The sequence below is a fragment of the Corynebacterium sp. HMSC05D08 genome (genome assembly GCF_001807215.1).
In the GTDB taxonomy this organism is placed as follows: domain Bacteria; phylum Actinomycetota; class Actinomycetes; order Mycobacteriales; family Mycobacteriaceae; genus Corynebacterium; species Corynebacterium striatum.
This window is the reverse complement of sequence record NZ_KV788355.1, coordinates 85,487-99,241: the sequence shown is the minus strand read 5'-3', so window position 1 is coordinate 99,241 and position 13,755 is coordinate 85,487. Positions and strand designations below refer to the sequence as shown.

The following is a 13,755-nucleotide window of genomic DNA, read 5'->3' as shown; positions in this document are numbered from 1 at the left end:
CGAGTCTAAACGATTTTGCACAGCGGACAGAATGCATAGACCGCGATGACCCGATGACTCGGTTTCCGGACCGGCTCAATACCTTAGCCCGCCTGACCTGAAACTGACGATTCAAGGAGTTCTACTAGCTCCTTTCCAGTGGGCAAATTACGCGGTTCGAAGAAATAACCATCACGGACATAGAAGAAAGCAGCGCGTACATTCGCCGCCTTATGTACTCGCCGCCAAGCCTCTGCATAGACGGCGAGCTGGATCTCGGCGGCGCGCATCGCTGCACCGGCAGGCGGACGGCCAGTCTTCCAGTCCACGATGAGCCAGGTTCCGTCGGCTTCACGGAATACGGCATCCATTCGGCCGCGGACGACCGACTCACCGATGGTGATTTCAAAGGGTGCTTCGACATATTCTGGGGTGCGCTGCGCCCACGGCGAGTTCAAGAATGCATCCTTTAGTGATTCCAGGTCTTGCTCTGGCTGCTCATCAGAACCAGGCAGCTCGTTTTCAGACAGCAAGGCTGGCGAACCGAACCGCTCCTCCAGCCACGCGTGGAAGGCGGTACCGCGCTTCGCGTAGGCGTTCGGCTTGAAGGGCACTGGGCGGCGTTGGCGGCGCGCGAACTGAATGGGATCGGAGCTCAAAGACACCATGTCGGAGGCGGTCAGCTCAGTCGGCAGCTCCACATCAACCACAGGGGCCTTAAGCGCGGCGTATTCCTCGATGAGGGCTCCGGCTTCTTGCTCCCACAACTCGAAGGTCTCCCCCGCCCGCAATGTCGGCAGCTCCTCCATTGCGTCCAGCACGAGATCAGCACCGCGCAGCGCATCCGGGTTAGCGCGCAGCGACGGGAACGTGCCCTCACGAAGGGTGGTGAGCGCCTCGGCCTCCTCAGGAGTCGCTGGAACGTCCCAGTGGCTGACCAGGTCCGAGTGTTTCTCGCGCAACAGCTCCAGGTATTCATAAGGTCCTTTTTGTGCCTTGCCACCTTTGCGGTTGGTGCCTGAACCAGTAACGGTCAGGGTGGACTCGGTACGCGTCATCGCAACATAGAACAGGCGAGCAGCCTCTTCCCGCTGGTTCTGGCGGACCGATTCTTTATAGGCTTCGCAGGCCTTTCCAAATGCCGAGCGCTTGACAGCATCGGGCTCAAGCTCAATGACGTCCGCATCAGTGGGCGCCTTTTCCACGAGCGTGAGGAAGGTCTCCGCCTGGGCCTTGTAACTGCTGGAGTCAGCGTGTAGCACGCACACGTGCTTCCACTCCAGGCCCTTGGACTTGTGCACGGTCATGATTTGCACGCGACCGTCAACAGCTGGAACCTCGCCCGGGGTCAGTCCGTCTTCGTGCTCACGCGCCATGGAGAGGTAGTCCAGAAGTGCGCCCAAGGAGTCCCCATGGAATCCGGCGACAATGTCGGCGAATGTATCAAGGTGCGTCGTCCCGCCCTGCTGTCCGTTTGCCAGCACCTCGGTGCGAATATTAAACATCGCCTCGATGTCTGCAAAGAGATCGCTCAGTGACTTGCTCAGCGAGTAGGTACGCAGATGACGCAGCTTCGCTGAAAGCTCTTCCATGCGAGCAAGGCCAGCCGCGCTGTAGCGCTCCCGCTCTCCCAAATCTGCGAGGGCGTCGGCAAGGCCCAAGACCTGGCTCGTGTCCTCCTTGGTGAGTTCAGCCAGCTGCGCGGCAAGGTGCTCGACAGGATCGCCGCCTTCCCAGCGAAGACGGCCTGCGGATTCATCACTTGCCCCCGCCAGATTGCGTTGGCGAGCCAGCAGCTCCTTGAGATCCTTCACACCCAGCCCACACATCGGGCCGGTGAGAACGCGCAAGGCAGCATTGGTGTCCTGCGGGCGCAGGAGAATGGTCGCTACAGCAATGAGGTCTTGGATCTCAGGCTGCCAAAGCAGTCCGCCCAAACCAACGATTTCATTGGGCACGCCGACTGCATCCAAGGCTTGAGAAATGAGCGGCGATTGTTTGTTGGTGCGCACTAGAACCGCCGCGCTAAAGCGGCTCGGATCCTCGCACGCATCCAGCTGCGCCTTGAGGTGATTCGCTACGAACTCACGTTCCTCGTTTTCGCTGGCGAAGTAGGCCAACTTCACCTCGCCTTCTGGGGCGTTATCGCGCGGCGACAATTCATCAACTGGGCGCGGCCCGCCGGTTTCCGCAAACAGGTGCCCGGCGACGTCGTTAGCCAGCGTCAGCGTTTGCTGCGGGTTACGCCACGAAATGGTGAGCTGATCCTTCGGCGCCGGCGAACCGTCTGATTGAGGGAAGTCCTCAACGAAGGCAGCAAGGTTTTCTGCCGTGGCACCGCGCCAGCCATAAATGGACTGCATAGGGTCGCCCACTGCGGTCACCGAAACATCGGGGCGGACCCCGCCGAACAAGGAGCGCAGCAACACGCGCTGAGCATGGGAGGTGTCCTGGTACTCGTCCAGCATGACGACGTTGAATCGCTGGCTCTGCTGCTCGCCCACCTGCGGATGGCTCTCCGCTAAGGCCGCGGCAATAGCCATTTGCTCACCGAAGGTAATCACGCCACGAGCGGCCTGCTCTTCCTTGAGGGCCTCCACCAGTGGCAGATACTCCACGCGCAACTGCTGCTTATCAAGGAATTTCTGGAGATCACGGGTAAACTCCGGACCATTCCTCCTAGTCTTTTCTAGGTCATAAGCGGTGGCTGTGAAAATCCGTGCATGCTCGCGGATCTCGTCTGGGTCCAACAAGCCGTTGTCCATGGCCTGCGCCAGTTTGAGCAAGGTATCCGTCACGTGGCCCAACGATTGCGAGGCCGACAGCTTGCCGCCGTAATTGACCACCACGTCGTGTGCGATGGCGTAGCGCTCAGCATCGGTAATGATGCGCGCTGTCGGCTCCACAGGCATGAGCAAACCGTATTCACGCACCAAGTCACCCGCGTAGGAGTCATAGGTGGCAACCTTTGGCGCGATATTTTCCAAAGCCTCGGCCGCGGCCGTACCAGGCTGCACGATTCCCGAGTCACGCAACTTGATGAGCTGCTTGCGAATACGTTGCTCGAGTTGCTGCGCGGCCTTGCGGGTAAACGTCAGACCCAAGACCTTTTCCGGCGCCACCATGCCGTTGGCCACCAAATAGACCACGCGCGAAGCCATCGTCTCGGTCTTGCCCGCACCGGCACCCGCCACCACGAGCTTTGGTCCGAGCTCGCCCTCGATTACCCTGGCTTGCTCCGGCGTCGGCGGAAACGCCTTGCCCAGGGCCGTGGAAAGCTCTGCCGGGCTGAGAAGATTAGACTGCGAATTCATCAGAGACCTGCTTTCCCTCGGCTTGTACTGGGCAAATAGAGCGAATAGCGCAGCGATCACAAGAATCATTCTCGCGCGCGGTCAAGCGCTCACTATGTAATTCTGCAACGAGCGCCGGCAGCTTTTCGGCGAAGGCCGCAAGCTCTTCCGGCGGCACCGCTGCTTGGTCGCGCGTTGTGATCTTGACGCTGTCATGGGCGGGATAGACCAATACACCGCCACCACGCGGCAAGCCTTCACCAGTACGGATGACCGGCGAAGAGCCGGGGTTCTCCCCTGCTTCCGCGTCGTCTGCGTCCACAACACCGACAAGTTCACCGCGTTCCAAAGCCAACTGATACGTCATCAGCTGTGGATTTTCCTTGGCCTGCTTTGCGGTCACAGCGCTGTTGCCCGTCTTGAGGTCAACCACCATGTAGTCATCCCCAGCCTTGACTAGGCGATCCATGTAACCAGCAACGGTAATGCCAGGCAGGACTTCCACGGAGACGGGAACCTCAACGCCAATGAGCTCAAAGGAGGACTCGGAGTTCATAGCCCACTGGTGGGTGCGGTCGATAAGCCGCTCGAAGGCAGCCATATCGCTGCGCATCTTCCATCCGGGCCCATCCACGATGGAAGCAAAAGCCTCCATAACCATTTTCTTACCCAGTTCAGGTTCGATTCCCCTGCCCAACGCTTCTAGGTAGGCATGCGCCATGGTGCCGCGAATGAGGTGCATCGGCGTGGACTCCTCTTCCGCGAGGTTGCCCAAGATGGCGCTGAGCGGACAATTCAGCAAGGCCTCGACACGAGACGGCGAAACGCGCCCCACCGCCACGGCCTCTTCCATGTCTGCAAGGACATCCGTGGCCACCGAACGCGCAGCCCACCAGCTCTCTGGATGGGCACCGGGTACTCCTGCCTTAGCCAAGCGCGCCAACTGGCGGGCTGCCTGACTGCGCTCTGCCTCACCGCTGGAAGCGCTCACCACAACCCGACGCAACTGCGCCACAAAGGACGGCACCGAAAGCACAGCCACATCGAGTGGGTCGATCTCGCGTTCCGCACGCACCGACACCGGCGCAGGTTCGGGGACTGCAAGGCCGAGCTCCCGCGGCAACTGTGCCGCACGCAGGCGCTTGGTTGCCTCCCGGCGCGTCTGCGCACCAGGAACGTCGACAGAGCCGCTCAGCGCAAACTCCCCCACAAAGCGGGATGGTTCCTCAGGCACAGCGGCCTCGGGGGCGTCGACAGCTGCGATGAGCAGGCGCCTGCGGTGACGGGTGGTAGCGACGTGGAACAAGCGGCGCTCCTCCCTCAAGCGGCTGGCCACATGACTCACCGGTGTGCCCGGCGCGATGCCTTTATCCAGCAAGTCGATGAGATCCTCCTGCCCAAAGACGGAACCGGTCTCGCCCAACGAGGGCCAGGTTCCTTCCTGCGCACCTGCAATAACCACGGTGTCCCACTCGCGTCCCACTGCACCGTGCGCGGTAATTACCTCTACCGCCTGCGGAATTGCGGTTCGGCGATCACGCACGCCCGTAGGTAGCTCCTGTTCCTCGATATGCCGCAGGAAAGCCTCCAGGGACGCACCAGGACGGCGCTCCGAATAGTCACCGGCCGCGTCGAAGAGCGACATCATCGCGTCCAAGTCGCGGTCTGCCTGCGAGCCCGTGGCACCACCGCGCAAGGCCGCGGCCTGCAAACGCGCGTCGAGGCCAGTGGCGTTCCACACTTCCCACAGGGTTTCCTCGATAGAGGCCTGTGCACGCAGTGCTGCACGGCCTGCATCCAGGATCGAGCGGATACGCTCCAGGATGGTCTGTTCGCGTTCGGTAAGCAGACCTCTAAAGTCCGGCAGTTCGCCTTCCAACAGCGCCCGCAAGGAATCGATACCGCGGGACTGCGGCGCCCACCTACGCAGTCCACGAATGAGGCGCCGCAACGTCACCGGGTCCGCACCACCGACAGGTCCCGTGACAAGCTCCTCCAACTCGGTGTTGCTCAACTCATGGTCCAATGCGCGCAGCGCCAGCAAAATAGACTTGACTAGGCGCTGCTCCGCCAAAATAACGTCCGTGGGGTTGATGTGCACCGGCACGCCGGCCGCCAGGAGGGTCCTGCGCACCTGGCCAATGTCACCAGTAGAACGCACAATCACCGCGATCTCCCGCCACGGCACCTCATCTTCCAAATGGCGGCGCCGGACAGCATCCGCAACAACGTCGCGCAGGGTCGAGCGCGAATCCACGATGCTGATGCATGCAGGCGCTGGACGACGCCGAGGTTCCTCCAACACCAGCTCATGTTCCGCTGGGAAGGAGGTCAAGAACTCCGAGTTGGCGCCTCGGAAAGCAAAGACGGCTTGGTCAGGGTCCCCCGCCACCACAGTCAGCTCTGTGCTGCAAGAGAGCCCCTCGATGAGCTTGCCCGAGGTCGGGTCCAGCAGCTGCGCATCATCCACGATGATGGTGTGCCACGGATGCTTCTCCACCAACTCCGAGTGCAACAAGACCTCGTTGACGAGCTCTGCTGCAGAGTAAGAATGCAGACCAGCCAGCTGCTGCGTGCGTTCGTACTCGAGTAGGAACTCGCCTGCCGCGGTCCACATAGGCTGCTGGTACTTTTGCCCCAACTCCATGAGCTCATGCGGGCCCTTGCCACGCTCGATGGCACGCAGCAGCAAGTCACGCAACTGCCGGGCAAACCCCACGAAGGTCATGGCTGGGCGGACCTCCGCGGGCCAGCTACCACGATTCTCTTCTGCTTGGCCCTCCAGTAGTTCACGGATGACCGCATCCTGCTCAGCGCCGGTGATGAGACGAATCTCTTCTTCTGAGATTGTCCGCAGCAGTGCGAAGGCCAAGGAGTGCACCGAGCGCACCATCGATGCCTGCGCCGCGTAATCTTCCAAGTGCTGCGCCAGCTCGCGCCGCAGGATCGAACCAGATTCCTTCGAGGTGGAGACCACCAAGATCCCCGAGGGGTCAGCGCCGGAGCTCAGCTTGTTCAAGACAACGTCGACAAGCAGGCTCGAGACACCGGAACCCGCCGTACCCGTCACGCGCCATCTGCCTGTTTCAGGCAGCGGAAAATCCCAGGAACGCGAGCTGCGCTGGGAAGTACGCGGGACTAGACGGACTTGAGGGGAAGGCGGCAAGACGACGCCTGCGCGGGCGGTAGAACGGGGATCGTAACTCACCCGTTCAGTATTTCAGATGACCTGGACACGAGCAGAGCTTCAACCCTTTCAATGTTCGAACGCGTGGTCGTCTTCGACTGCGGGTGCAGGTTATTGACGTAACGGCGATAAGCCGAGGCACGCAGCAGAAGCTGGGACATTCCTGGAACGTGCCCAAAGCGGTTGCAGATGCCGTCATCCACAACGTCCGCGATGAGGCCATCGACGATGACCAGCGCGGCGCTCCAGCCAACTGGACGGGGCGCCGCGGATGGCACGACGTCGACAAGCGCAGGCGGATTTGTATCCGCAAAGATGGTGGTTCCGAGAACATCGACGTGCGCAATACCTACCGGAATTCCTGCGAGGTCGGCATCAGAATAGGCCTCCCCCGTCTCATCCCACGCGGCACGCTCAGCACGTGCGAATACGTCGTCGCGCTGCCCCACGTTGGGCAGAGGCACGGTTGACATCGCTTCGTTCAAACGCAACGCCATTTGCGCAGTCTCATCAACGCGTCCGCGCAGCTGGCCAGGAACGTACTGATTGGCCTTCCACCCAGCAGCGGTATAGCGCGCGTCAGTCGTAAGCACCGGACGCACGACTCGTGCACCCGCTAAGGACATCTTCTCCCGGACCTTGGCGGACCACCCCGACCATTCATTGGCACGGGCATAGACGACGTCGCCTACCTTGATACCGTGGTCCCATTCCGGACCCAAGACCTCGCCGCGGATCTGGCGGAAATTCGCCTCCGCGTGGAAGGCGGACAACACGTGTTCTGGGGGAAGCAACATTGGGTTCTCCTATTCCGGATTGTGCGGATCCTTGATGCGTGGATTCGGATAAGGCCACGGGTTGGGCTCGCAGGTCACATCCTCATCAGGGTAGATCTCTTTGGAGTCCTTTTCGTGCAACTCGGCGTTATTTAAGCTCAGCGTCTGCTGCATCATGACGGGAGCGAGCTTGCCTTCGCCGCCGCAGGCCTGGTGGGAAGCGTAACCGATTGCATGGCCAAATTCGTGGTTAATGAGGTACTGGCGGTAATTGCCAAGGTCGCCTTCAAAAGGAACGGCGCCGCGTACCCAGCGGGACTCGTTGAGGTTCACCGTGGACTCTCCAGTGATGCCGGTATGACACGACGTTTCGGTGTTGAGCTGCGCGCCACACAGCTTCGCAGTCGTGGCCAAAGAAGTCAGCCGAATCCGCGTGTCAGGCTTATCGTCGGCCGCAACGTGAATGAATTCGAAATCCCCGGTTGAGGTCCAACCGCGTGGATCACCGAGGGTGGCATCGACCATAGCCGCAAAGGCGGAGTCGCCGCCATAGGCAATAGTGTTAACGCCGTTTTCGATCTCCACGGAGTAGCGAACTACGGTTTTGCCGCCTTTGCCTGCGTGTGCGCCGGCTGGACCCGCATCACGGTAGGTGTCATCGCCAGCTTCGGTGAAGTCACCGCCTGCGGGAAGTTGGTCCTTGGCTGCCTTTATGTCACCGGCATCAGCTGGGTCGGGGCCCAGCTTCTCGGAAGGCTCGGGCTGCGGCGACTGACTGGTCTGCGCGACCTGAGTGCCGTCCGTGCCTGTGGTCGCGTCAATCACGTCTGCGATAACCCAGATAGTCAGCACTATCATCACGGGAATCGCAACAACGCGCCACCAGCCGTATTCGTGAGCAAACCTTACTAACCAATTGCTTTGTTCGGGTTTGCGATGCGGATGACGTGGGGCGCGTTGCGAGTTATCCACAGGTAATTCCATAAGGAAATAGATTACCTTCTGCACCCCACTCGAGCGGAATTACTCTGCTGTGGGATGCGCCTTCTCTAATTCGTGCTCTAACTCACGCGGCTAGAAGCCAGAAGCCTTAGTGAAGTCGATGCGGCACTATGAATGCGGACGCATCATGAGTATCGAGGTTTAGGCACCTGCAAAACCGACGGTGTGTGCCTTGGCGACGCCGATCTCTGCGTAAACCACACGGTCAGTGCGGACGATGAACTTGCGTCCCTTGGAATCTTCCAGCTCCAGGGTGGAGTTGTCAGCAAGTGCACCATTAATCTTTGCGGCCAGTTCTTCCTGAGTACCATCCGCGCGGATGACGAGCTCACGAGCGGTGTCTGCGAATCCGATCTTAATATCCATGTTTCTTGTATTCTCCTTGCGAGAGGTAGTTGTGCTCGAATTGGTTCTAATGGCCCCACTATAGCCCCACCCGCTACTATCGAGGTGTGTCATTTCAACAGTCTGAGACCACGCAACCACCTACTTTCGCCGCCCTTGGAGTGGCAGCAGAGATCGTAGATGCCCTGGCCAGCCGCGGTATTGTGCGCACGTTTGCGATTCAAGAGCTCACTCTTCCGATCGCGCTGGGCGGACAAGACCTCATTGGCCAAGCACGCACCGGCATGGGTAAGACGCTGGGATTCGGCGTCCCTGTGCTCGATCGCGTTTTTGATGACGCTGATATTGAAGAACTCGACGGCACCCCGCGCGCCCTCATTGTGGTCCCTACTCGTGAGCTAGCCGTCCAGGTCGGCGAAGACCTCACCCTGGCCTCTCAGAACCTCCCGCTGCGCCTGGCTACCATTTATGGCGGCCGGCCGTATGAGGAGCAAATCAAGCTCTTGGAAAAGGGCGTCGACGTCATCGTCGGCACTCCCGGCCGTCTTTTGGACTTGGCACAGCAGGGCCATCTCCAGCTCGACCACGTGGCCATCTTGGTTTTGGATGAAGCCGACGAGATGCTCGATCTAGGCTTCTTGCCGGACATCGAGAAAATCCTCGAACTGCTGCATGGCAACAAACACCAAACCATGCTCTTCTCCGCCACGATGCCCGGCCCTATCCTGACGCTCGCACGCACTTTCATGAACCGGCCTATTCACATCCGGGCGGAATCTGGTGACGAGAACCAAACGCACGAGTCCACCCGCAAAGTCACGTTCCAGGCACACCGCATGGACAAGCTCGCCATCATCTCCCGCGCGCTACAAGCTAAAGGCCGCGGCAAGACCATCATCTTCGCCCGCACCAAGCGCTCCGCTGCCGAGGTAGCGGATGAGCTCGCACGCCGTGGTTTCCGGGTCGGCGCAGTGCACGGTGACCTGGGTCAGGCCGCCCGCGAAAAGTCCCTCAATGCTTTCCGCGAGGGCAAGGTGGAAATCCTAGTCGCGACCGACGTGGCAGCGCGCGGTATCGACGTCGACGACGTCACTCACGTCATCAACTACCAGGTTCCAGATGATCCTATGACCTTCGTGCACCGAATCGGACGCACTGGCCGCGCAGGGCACACCGGCACCGCTGTTACGCTCGTAGGCTATGACGAGCTCGGCAAGTGGCAAGTAATCAATGACGAGCTTGGCCTCGGCGAACCTGAGCCACCTCAGTGGTTTAGCACCTCCCCGGAACTCTCCGCAGCTTTAGGCTTCCCGGAGGGAGTTAAAGAATCAGTTGGCCCTGCGACAAAGGTTATCGGGACAGCTAAGTTGCGGGATACCCCAAAGACCCACGCCACAACAACCCGAACTCGCCGTTCAAGGAGCCACCGCCGATGAGCAAGACCCCCATCCTTCGCGCCACCGCGACTGACTGGAAGATAACCGGCGCTATCGCCGCCGTTTGCGCTATCGCTGTGGGAGGTGCATATTTCACCGCCGATATTCGCGACTCCGAACTCGCTCCCGTGGCTACCGCTGCGCCTGACCAGGTAGAAGTCCTTGCGCAAGCTCCTAAAAATTTCAAAATTGCCTTCGAGCTACCCAACCAGACGGTTCCCGGACAGCATCGTGCACTCGCCTCCCAGGGGCTTCTGATCACCCACGAAGGCGATACGATCATTGCTTCTGATGTAAACGGCAAGGAGAAATGGCACTACACCCGCAAAAACACAGAGCTGTGTTCATTGGGTAGCGCGTGGGACAAGGTTGTAGCAACGTACCGTAACAATGCTGGATGCGGTGACACCGTAGCTATCAATGCCGCAACGGGCCAATACTCCGATACCCGCAGCGCGATTAACTCTGAAGAGGTCATTCCGATCTCCTCCAACGACCGTGTGGGCACGGTGTCTACAGATCGCATTGATCTGTGGCGCTCAGACATGGTGCGCACCATCGAATACGGTGACGTGCAGGCAAAGCAGGAGCCCGACATGCAGGAGCATGAGGACTGCAGCATCAATTCGGCCCTCACTCGAACCGAAAACCTCGCCTTAACTGAAACCTGCCCCGATGACGCCTCAGTTACGTGGCTGCGCCTGGTAGGCGCCACCCCAGAGGATTCGCGCAAACCTGAGGTCACCGCCAACATTGGAATGGCCAACGAGGGATCCCGATTGGTCGCAGTAGGCCAGGAGTCCGCCGCGGTTTATCAGCCAGGCGAAAAGCCGCGTATTGAGTCTTATGACAAGTCCGGCAATACAATCGCCTCTACTGAAGTCGCCGCATCACCAGATGTGACTAACGCTTCCACGCCTTATGCTCCAGCGACAGCTGACCTGCCACACCACATGTCTTGGTTCGATGGAGAGCGTTTGTACCTGTTTACTCCTTCGGAATTGAAGGTTGACCATGTTCTAGAGGATGCCATCGGCACCGGTGTTGCTCTCGGCGAGCGCTTGCTCATGCCTACTGAAAAGGGCATCGCTGTAGTTGATTGGTCCACAGGTAAGACCGAGCGGACCATCAAGATTGATCGTGGCGGCTACACCGGCCCTGTCTTTTTGACGATCGCAGGAACCACCATCGTTGAACAACGGGGCGAAACCGCTGTTGGGCTCACCGCACTCTAGTAGCGTCTGCTAAATCAGAAGTTGGCTTCTGCCCACTGGGACGAAGCCGGGACGAACATCAGGAAGTACAAGGCAGCAATAGCGCTCAACAGCGTTATTGTGCCAAGTACTGACGAGCCGCCACTAAACATCTGAAATGCGCTGGCCGCCAGGATAAATTCAACGAGGACTACGGCTCCCCTTCCCCATCGCTTTCCCTTGACAAAGGCGAGAGAACCGATGATAACGAAGCCGAAAACGATGAAGATAAAGATGGCTGTTCCGAGTCCAACGAACTTCAGCGCGCCCGCCTCAGAAACCATCGAAGCATTCTCGGCGCCGCTGAGTTCGCGCACGATAAGAAAAATGCCAAAAGCCATTACAGCTACAGACTGCACAATTGCGATTCCGGCGGCCACAAGGACGGAAAGCGGAGCGCCTACCGGATTGTTCTTTGCTGCCGTTTGGGCTTGCGCGCGTGCAGATGACTTCTTCTTATTCTCTTCACTCACGGGCCACAGTTTACCTAAGCCGAACGATTCCTAAGGCTTTGGCTCGTTCTAATTTGAATACCGAAACCCAACACCAGACCTTCGCCCACCGACGCTCAGGAAACACTTAATTAAGGCTAAAACTCATCCCCGCTTCGCTTCGGGGGCAAACCCACCTACCCGGATTTGACGCGATCCAAGTCACCACACTCACCAAAAACATGCTAAAGATCCTGCTTATCGAAGTTCTGACAGATTTCTTACAGGAAAACTATCGCCCCTTTTTGCGTCTCACTCGCCCTAAGCATAGTGAGCTTTGCCACAATTTACCCCCGAACCCTAGCGGGATCGAGGTAAACATGTCATGATTTTCAAGTAGCAAAACAACGAGCCGTTTAAGCGGTCCGTAACTTGGAGAAAACTTCGAGTAAACACCAAGTAAATCATGGCGGCGTCGACGCTGGCTCTACCTCGAGACAGAGCCCCACTGAACGCAGACCGATTTACTTTCTTCCCCGACATTTGCTGTGCCCCATTCCCATGGGCTGCAAGGATATGTCATGCTGTCTAAATTTTGTTAGGAGATTTCAATCATGGATTGGCGCCACGAAGCCGTTTGCCGCGACGAAGACCCAGAGCTGTTCTTCCCAGTCGGCAACTCCGGCCCTGCACTTACCCAAATCGCAAAGGCCAAGCTGGTCTGCAATCGCTGCCCAGTTGCCACTTCCTGCCTGAAGTGGGCACTTGAGTCCGGCCAGGACGCTGGTGTCTGGGGCGGTATGTCCGAAGAGGAGCGCCGCGCTCTCAAGCGTCGTCGCAACCGCGGTCGCGGCCGCGCACGAGTCACCGTCTAAGACTCAAGAAAATTCAATAAACCTAGCCCGATTTCCCCACCGGTGTATCCAAACACTAAAGTCAGTGGGTAAGTAAATTATCCGCTCACCTATTAGCAAGGAGGCCGCCCATGTCTAAGCGTGGTCGTAAGCGCAAGGATCGCCGTAAGAAGAGTGCAAACCACGGCAAGCGTCCTAGCGCATAAATAAGCAGCACATAAAGGCTCGCTCCCCTCGTGGGAGCGAGCCTTTTGCTTTACGCCCCGGTCTTCTGCGGCTTGGGCTGCGCCCGGAGTTGACGCTTCTAGCCCCAGGTCACCTCAGTGTGAGTAATTTCCACGGTGATGCGTCGGCGCAGCGATTGCGGCGCTTTAGTACCAGAGCAACATTTCCGCACCAGGGCGCGCACCACTTCTTCGCTTTCTAGACGGGACTGGCACTCGTCGCACCTAGCAATGTGCTCGCGAATCTCAAGGGCTCGCGCATAACTCGTGCGCTCATCCAAGAGCTCGCAGAATAGTGCCTGGACCTCGGGAGAATTACACGCACCGCAGTTGTTTCCTGTCGCGTTGCTCATTACTTCTCCTCCATGTCTGGGTGATTGAGACCGATGCCTACTTCTCTTGCTACGTCCTTCAACGCAACGCGTAGCAATTTTCTTCCACGGTGGAGTCGACTCATCACCGTTCCGAGGGGCGTATCCATGATTTCGGCGATCTCTTTGTACGCCAATCCCACAACATCGGCGTAGTAAACCACCATGCGATAGTCCTCAGGCAAGTCATTCATTGCCTCAGAAATCGTCGAGTCCGGCATGAGTTTGAGCGCCTCAACTTCTGCTGACTCAAGGCCCGTTGAATCATGTCCTGAGGTCGTGTAAAGCTGAAAATCGCTGAGCTCATCTGCAGAAGACTCCGCCGGACGGCGCTTAGCCTTGCGATAGGAGTTGATGTAGGTATTGGTCATGATGCGGTAAAGCCATGCCTTCAAATTGGTGCCCTGTTTAAAGGAACCAAAATTGTTATAGGCCTTAAGGTAGGTCTCTTGGATGAGATCCTCGGCATCCTGCGGATTACGGGTCAGCCGCATGGCGCCACCGTAGAGCTGGTCGAGCAAAGGTAGCGCCTGCTCCTCAAAGAGGCGCTGGCGCTCCTTGGCACTTATCGTTTCTGTAGCCACGCCTACCATCCTAACTGCTT

The 13,755-nt window shown here is 58.8% G+C and carries 12 protein-coding genes; 4 read left to right on the top strand and 8 right to left on the bottom strand.

The window, feature by feature from the left end; all coding sequences use genetic code 11:
• Positions 1-83: 83 nt before the first annotated feature.
• The 5 genes from HMPREF3148_RS11320 to HMPREF3148_RS11300 all read right to left on the bottom strand — a co-directional run bounded on the left by HMPREF3148_RS11320 (position 84) and on the right by HMPREF3148_RS11300 (position 8,603).
• Complete coding sequence (locus HMPREF3148_RS11320; protein ID WP_049192719.1) at positions 84-3,293, bottom strand: ATP-dependent helicase; 3,210 nt, start codon at positions 3,291-3,293, stop codon at positions 84-86.
• The gene (locus HMPREF3148_RS11315) at positions 3,277-6,480 is read right to left on the bottom strand and encodes an ATP-dependent DNA helicase (RefSeq protein WP_239294811.1); all 3,204 of its coding nucleotides are present in this window, start codon (positions 6,478-6,480) and stop codon (positions 3,277-3,279) included. The genes HMPREF3148_RS11320 and HMPREF3148_RS11315 overlap by 17 nt, the downstream gene beginning before the upstream one ends.
• Positions 6,477-7,256: a hypothetical protein gene (locus tag HMPREF3148_RS11310; protein ID WP_049158699.1), complete on the bottom strand. Its 780-nt coding sequence runs from the start codon at positions 7,254-7,256 to the stop codon at positions 6,477-6,479. Before HMPREF3148_RS11310 ends, HMPREF3148_RS11315 begins: the two co-directional genes overlap by 4 nt.
• A 9-nt stretch (positions 7,257-7,265) precedes the next feature.
• Positions 7,266-8,219, bottom strand: coding sequence for a DUF3152 domain-containing protein (locus HMPREF3148_RS11305; protein WP_049063010.1), 954 nt, complete (start codon positions 8,217-8,219; stop codon positions 7,266-7,268).
• A gap of 159 nt (positions 8,220-8,378) precedes the next feature.
• Positions 8,379-8,603 carry a DUF3107 domain-containing protein gene (locus tag HMPREF3148_RS11300; protein ID WP_046645102.1) on the bottom strand — a complete coding sequence of 75 codons (225 nt, stop codon included), beginning with the start codon at positions 8,601-8,603 and terminating at the stop codon, positions 8,379-8,381.
• Positions 8,604-8,689: 86 nt separating this feature from the next.
• Between HMPREF3148_RS11300 and HMPREF3148_RS11295 the strand changes: the two genes are divergently transcribed.
• On the top strand, positions 8,690-10,018 hold the full coding sequence (locus HMPREF3148_RS11295; RefSeq protein ID WP_049151885.1) for a DEAD/DEAH box helicase: 1,329 nt from the start codon (positions 8,690-8,692) through the stop codon (positions 10,016-10,018).
• Positions 10,015-11,253, top strand: a complete 1,239-nt coding sequence (locus tag HMPREF3148_RS11290; RefSeq protein ID WP_049151886.1) for an Rv3212 family protein — start codon at positions 10,015-10,017, stop codon at positions 11,251-11,253. Before HMPREF3148_RS11295 ends, HMPREF3148_RS11290 begins: the two co-directional genes overlap by 4 nt.
• A gap of 14 nt (positions 11,254-11,267) precedes the next feature.
• On the opposite strand, the gene HMPREF3148_RS11285 is transcribed toward HMPREF3148_RS11290, so the two are convergent.
• The gene (locus HMPREF3148_RS11285) at positions 11,268-11,744 is read right to left on the bottom strand and encodes a hypothetical protein (protein ID WP_005528183.1); all 477 of its coding nucleotides are present in this window, start codon (positions 11,742-11,744) and stop codon (positions 11,268-11,270) included.
• Positions 11,745-12,316: 572 nt separating this feature from the next.
• Between HMPREF3148_RS11285 and HMPREF3148_RS11280 the strand changes: the two genes are divergently transcribed.
• Entirely contained in the window at positions 12,317-12,577 is a 261-nt protein-coding gene (locus HMPREF3148_RS11280; protein WP_005528182.1) for a WhiB family transcriptional regulator, read from the top strand.
• 110 nt (positions 12,578-12,687) lie between these two features.
• Positions 12,688-12,762, top strand: a complete 75-nt coding sequence (locus HMPREF3148_RS14275) for a 50S ribosomal protein bL37 (protein WP_096030696.1) — start codon at positions 12,688-12,690, stop codon at positions 12,760-12,762.
• Positions 12,763-12,860: 98 nt separating this feature from the next.
• Here the strand turns inward: HMPREF3148_RS14275 and rsrA are convergent, their stop codons facing one another.
• Both rsrA and HMPREF3148_RS11270 read right to left on the bottom strand, forming a co-directional pair.
• Positions 12,861-13,133, bottom strand: coding sequence for a mycothiol system anti-sigma-R factor (rsrA, locus tag HMPREF3148_RS11275; protein ID WP_005528181.1), 273 nt, complete (start codon positions 13,131-13,133; stop codon positions 12,861-12,863).
• The gene (locus tag HMPREF3148_RS11270) at positions 13,133-13,744 is read right to left on the bottom strand and encodes a sigma-70 family RNA polymerase sigma factor (RefSeq protein WP_005528180.1); all 612 of its coding nucleotides are present in this window, start codon (positions 13,742-13,744) and stop codon (positions 13,133-13,135) included. The genes rsrA and HMPREF3148_RS11270 overlap by 1 nt, the downstream gene beginning before the upstream one ends.
• Positions 13,745-13,755 lie beyond the last annotated feature (11 nt).

Excerpts from the sequence above, each read along its gene's own strand:
- HMPREF3148_RS11305 (WP_049063010.1), bottom strand. The coding sequence starts at position 8,219 with ATGGAATTACCTGTGGATAACTCGCAACGCGCCCCACGTCATCCGCAT.
- HMPREF3148_RS11310 (WP_049158699.1), bottom strand. The coding sequence starts at position 7,256 with ATGTTGCTTCCCCCAGAACACGTGTTGTCCGCCTTCCACGCGGAGGCG.
- HMPREF3148_RS11300 (WP_046645102.1), bottom strand. The coding sequence starts at position 8,603 with ATGGATATTAAGATCGGATTCGCAGACACCGCTCGTGAGCTCGTCATC.
- HMPREF3148_RS11320 (WP_049192719.1), bottom strand. The coding sequence starts at position 3,293 with ATGAATTCGCAGTCTAATCTTCTCAGCCCGGCAGAGCTTTCCACGGCC.
- HMPREF3148_RS11280 (WP_005528182.1), top strand. The coding sequence starts at position 12,317 with ATGGATTGGCGCCACGAAGCCGTTTGCCGCGACGAAGACCCAGAGCTG.
- HMPREF3148_RS11290 (WP_049151886.1), top strand. The coding sequence starts at position 10,015 with ATGAGCAAGACCCCCATCCTTCGCGCCACCGCGACTGACTGGAAGATA.
- HMPREF3148_RS11270 (WP_005528180.1), bottom strand. The coding sequence starts at position 13,744 with ATGGTAGGCGTGGCTACAGAAACGATAAGTGCCAAGGAGCGCCAGCGC.
- rsrA (WP_005528181.1), bottom strand. The coding sequence starts at position 13,133 with ATGAGCAACGCGACAGGAAACAACTGCGGTGCGTGTAATTCTCCCGAG.